The following is a 5088-nucleotide window of genomic DNA, read 5'->3' on the forward strand; positions in this document are numbered from 1 at the left end:
GCGGCGAGGTGCACGGCGGTCAGTGAGGACGAGCAGGCGGTGTCGACGCTGACCGCCGGTCCCTCGAACCCGAACGTGTACGAGACACGCCCCGAAGCGGCGCTGTAGGCACTGCTGGTGCCCAGATGACCCTCGAACCCGTCGGGCACGTCGCGGAAGAGCCGAGCGCCGTAGTCGCCGTACATCACGCCCGTGAAGACACCGGTCGGGCTGCCGCGCAGCGACGACGGGTCGATGCCCGCCCGCTCGAGAGCCTCCCACGTCACCTCCAGCAGCAGCCGCTGCTGGGGGTCGATCGCGAGCGCCTCGCGCGGGCTGATCCCGAAGAACTCCGCGTCGAACCCGGCGGGGCGGTCGAGGAAGGCTCCTTCACGGACGTAGATCTTCCCCGTCCGGTCGGGATCCGGGTCGTAGAGCTCCTCAGGATCCCAGCCGCGGTCGGCCGGTAACGCGGAGATCGCGTCCCGGCCGTCCGCGACGAGCCGCCACAGGTCCTCGGGCGAGGTGATGCCGCCCGGGTATCGGCAGGCCGCCGCCACGATCGCGATCGGCTCCCGGGACGCTTCGGTGAGGCGCTGGTGCTGCTGCCGCAGTCGTTCGTTCTCCAGCAGTGACGCGCGCAGTGCGTTGACGACCTTGTCTTCGGGAGACGTACCCATTATCAACTCCATGCTCAGCGGGTCTCATCCTCGGAAGAGGCCCTTAAGTCGCTCTTGATCGCGGCTTACGCATGGTTTTCACCACGTAACGGGCAGCTCGTGCACTCCGTAGGTGCTCATTGCGTCGCGTGTTCCGATCTCCTCCGGCTGGATCGCGAGGCGGAGTTTCGGGAACCGCCGCAGAAGAGCGGGCATCCCGATCCGGAGTTCCGTTCTTGCGAGATGGACACCCAGGCATTTGTGCACGCCGTGGGCGAACGTGAGATGGCCGTTCTGAGCCCGCTCGGGATCGAAGGTGTCCGGGTGGGGGAAACGCTCCGGATCGCGATTCGCCGCCGACAGGGCGATCGTGACGGTTTCCCCCTTCCTGACGAGCTGACCGCCGAATTCCACGTCCTCCAGCGCCGCCCGGGTGATGAACTGCGCGATCGTCAGATAGCGCAGCAGCTCGTCGGCCGCCTCGTCCGTCCAGGGGCCCTCGGTGGTGAGCCGCTGCCGCAACTCGTCGTCCTGCAGCAGCAGATAGGTACCGAGTGCGAACATGTGGGCGGTGGTCTCATGGCCGGCGCCGAGGATCTGCAGTGCGATGGCGGCCAGTTCGTCGTCGGTCATGTCGCCGCGGGCGATGAGGCTGCCGAGGAGGTCGCCCGACGGCTTCGCCCGCTTGGCCGCGACGAGTTCGCGCATCAGCTCCCCGGTCCTCACCATGGCGGCGCGAGCCTGCTCGGGCGGCGTACCCGGGGTGATCATGGGAATGCGGAGTTGCTGGAACTCATCGGTGACGTCCTGTGTCCCGCCGATGAGTTCGGAGATCACCCGGATGGGCAACGGCAGCGCGAAGGAGCGTACGAGGTCGACCGGCGAGCCCTCTTTCTCCATCGCGTCGAGCACGTCATCCGCTATCTGCTGGATTACGGGTTCCATTTCGCGCGCATGCCGCGCCGTGAAAGCCTTGGCGAGCGGCTTGCGATAACGGGTGTGCTCGGGGGCGTCCATGCCCACGAAAACACCGGGAGCCGCCGGGCCGAGCTTGATCGGGAAGGGCACGGGGAAGCGGCGCAGTTCGTGCCGTGCGCTGATGCGCGGACTCGACAGCACCTCCTTGGCGAGTTGGTAGTTGGTGACCAGCCAGCCCACGTGGCCGTCCGGATAGTGCATTCTCGCGATCGGCCGCTCGGCGATCAGGTCGGTGAGTTCCGACGGCGGATCGAACGGGCAGCGTCGCTCGGTCGGCAGGGCTTCGATGATTCCTTCGCTGTGTGCCATGGGGTACTCCCTACTCCTCACTCCTTGGCTGTGCCTTGCGCGTCGTGGGGCAGGTCCTGTCCTGCCGCCGCCATGGCCCGTTGAACAAGCTCGTCCACATCGGCGGACATGATCACGTCGGTCTGGTCGTCGTCCGTCACGCCTGACGGGTCGGGCGTCTCGGGAGCGCCTCCCTCGTCGGCGAGCCGCATCAGCACCTCCACCAGCCCGGCCGCCCGGAAGCGGGCCGGCGGAATCGAGGCGATGATCCGTCGGAGCTCGGTCTCGTCGGCCTGGGGCGAGGGACCCGGCGCGTCGGGGACCAGCTCCGCATGCAGGTGCCGGGCGAGAGCGGCGGGGGTGGGATGGTCGAAGACGAGAGTGGACGGCAGCCTCAGTCCCGTCTCCGCCGTGAGCCGGTTGCGCAGCTCGACGGCGGTCAGCGAGTCGAAGCCCATGTCGAGCAGCCCTCGCTGATCCTCCACGGCACCGGCGCCCGTGTGCCCGAGAACCGTCGCGATGTGGCCGCGGACCAGGTCGAGGAGCACACGGAACTGCTCGGGCTCCGGCCGGCCGCGGAGGCTGTCGACGAGCGAGCGCCGATCGGCCCCGGCGCGGCTCTCCGACGCTCGTACCAGCCCGCGCAGTACGGCGGGCAGCGGTCCGGCGGAGGCGAGGGCGCGCAGCCCAGCCAGGTCCAGCCGCGCCGGTACGAGGACAGGCCGGCCGGGCAGGGACAGCGCCGCGTCGGCGAGCGCGAGGCCCTCCTCGGCGCCAAGCGCCCGGACACCGCTGCGCGCGTCGGCCGCGGAACCGCCGCCCATCCCGCTCGCCTCGGCCCACGGGCCCCAGGCGAGCGAGACCGCCGGGAGGCCGAGGGAACGCCGGTGGAGGGCGAGCCCGTCGAGGTACGCGTTCGCGGCGGCGTAGTTCGCCTGCCCCGGGCTGCCGACGACGCCCGCGAGCGACGAGAACAGCACGAACGCCGACAGGTCCAGGTGCCGGGTCAGCTGGTGCAGATTCCAGGCCGCCTCGGCCTTGGCCGCCATGACGGTGTCGAGCTGCCGGTCGGTGAGCACGGGGACGGTGGCGTCGTCCAGCACCCCGGCGGCGTGGATCACCGCCGTGAGGGGGTGTTCCACCGGGACGGCGTCCAGCACCTTACGCAGGCCCTCCGGGTCCGCCGCATCGCACGCCGCCAGCGTCACCGTGGCACCCAGCTCCGCCAGCTCGGCCGCCATGTCGGCGGCGCCGGGGGCCGTACGTCCGCGTCGGCTGAGCAGCAGCAGGTGGCGGGCGCCGTAACGTTCGACGAGGTGTCGTGCCATCAGGCGGCCGAGAGCACCGGTCCCGCCGGTGATCAGCACCGTGCCGTCCTGGGCGAGCGCGAAGGCGCCGCCCTGGCCGGAGGAACCGGCGGCCGCGTCGGAGAGTTCGTCGGTGGCCCGCACGAGGCGAGGCACGAACAGTTCGCCCGCCCGCACCGCCACCTGCGGCTCACCGCTCGCCACCGCCGCCGCCAAAGAGCTGTTCCCTTCGAGGGCATCGCGCGGGTCCGTCCGGTCCTCGACGTCGACGAGCTGGAAACGGCCGGGGTTCTCGGACTGGGCCGAGCGGATCAGGCCCCACAGCGCGGAGGCCGCCGGATCGAGCCGGTGCGCCCCCTCGCCGACGGCGACGGCCCCGCTGGTGACGAACACCAGGTGGCTGGCGGCCAACCGCTCGTCGGAGAGGGCCTCCCGCACCAGCCCGAGGGCACGGCGCGTGACCGCACGAGCCGCCGCCGCGCCGGCCACCTGACCGTCGGCACCGGACAGGGTGCAGGGCACGACCACCGTGTGGGGCCCGACAACGCCGTCCGGCCCTGTGTCCCCCAGCCCGCCGCCCTCTTCGACAACGACGGTTCCGGGGCGCAGCGGCTCGGTCGGTACGGCCACCGGCAGCGGATCCCAGGCGAGCCGGAACAGCGAGTTGGGCGGCACCTGTGAGGCGCCGACCCGCAGCTGACCGGCATCGACGGGACGGGTCAGCAGCGACTCGACCACCCCGACGGACGCGCCGGTGCCGTCCCACAGGGAGAGCGCGAGCCCTCCGCCGCCCAACGGCGACAACCGGACCCGCAACGACGTCGGCGACCCGCTCCCGTGCAGGGCGACGCCATGCCAGGAGAACGGCAGCCGAGTGACGTTCACCGGCCGGCCCGGCTCGGGCGACGCGAACGGGTGCAGCGCGGCGTCCAGCAGCGCGGGGTGAACGCGGAAGCCCGCCGTGTCGGTGACGCCGCCCGGCAGCGCGACCTCCGCGTACACCGTGCCGTCGCCCGCACGTCGCCAGGCGGCCCGCAGCCCCTGGAACGCGGGCCCGTAGTCCAGCCCCAGACCGGACAGGTGCACGCGCACGTCCTCGACATCGAGCCGTTCCGCACCCTCCGGGGGCCACGGCTCCCCGCTCGTGGCCGTCTCCGCGCCTTCGGCCGGGGACAACACCCCTGTCGCATGCCGGAGCCACTCCGTGCCGGCCTCCGCCTCCGCCGTACGGGAATGGACGGTGACCGCCCGGTTCCCCCCGTCATCGGGAGCCGACACCACCACCCGCAGGTCGACCGCCCCCTGTCGAGGCAGCACCAAGGGCGCCTCCAGGGTGAGTTCGTCGATCCGTCGGCAGCCGCTGCGCTCGGCCGCGAAGAGCGCCAAGTCGACATACGCGGTGCCGGGCAGCATCACCGCGCCGAGGACCGTGTGGTCGGCGAGCCACGGGTGGGCACTGAGGGAGACACGGCCCGTGAAGGCGCTTGAGCCGTCCGGGAGTTCGGTCTCGGCGCCGAGCAGCGGATGGTCCACCCCGGCCAGGCCGGCCGCGGTCACGCCCCGGCCTCCTGTCGCGTGCAGCCAGTACGGCTCGCGCCGGAAGGCGTACGTGGGCAGGTCGACCCGGCGCGGTTCGGTGCCGGAGAACACCCGGTCCCACGCGGGGGCGGCGACGTCGCGCACCTGCAGGCCGGCCAGCGCCGCGAGGACGGTCCGCACCTCCGAGCGCTCACCGTGCAGCAGCGCGGGCACCCACGGCTCTTCGGGCGCCGCGTCGGCCAAGGTGGTGTGGATGTGGGGTGTGAGGGTGGGGTGGGGTCCGATTTCGAGGTAGGTGGTGACGTTGTGGGTGTGGAGGGTGGTGAGGGCGGTGGTGA

General features: G+C 71.8%; 3 protein-coding genes. All 3 read right to left on the bottom strand.

The window, feature by feature from the left end:
* Positions 1–659, bottom strand: a 659-nt coding sequence (locus ACWCPI_RS38760; protein WP_451042649.1) for a beta-ketoacyl synthase N-terminal-like domain-containing protein, incomplete at its 3' end; no start/stop codon positions are given.
* A 78-nt stretch (positions 660–737) separates the two neighbouring features.
* Entirely contained in the window at positions 738–1925 is a 1188-nt protein-coding gene (locus ACWCPI_RS38765) for a cytochrome P450 (protein ID WP_451042650.1), read from the bottom strand.
* Between the two features lie 17 nt (positions 1926–1942).
* Positions 1943–5088: type I polyketide synthase (locus ACWCPI_RS38770; RefSeq protein ID WP_451042651.1), on the bottom strand; the 3146-nt coding region annotated here is incomplete at its 5' end.

It is taken from the genome of Streptomyces sp. NPDC001920 (genome assembly GCF_053594495.1).

Excerpts from the sequence above, each read along its gene's own strand:
- ACWCPI_RS38765 (WP_451042650.1), bottom strand. The coding sequence starts at position 1,925 with ATGGCACACAGCGAAGGAATCATCGAAGCCCTGCCGACCGAGCGACGC.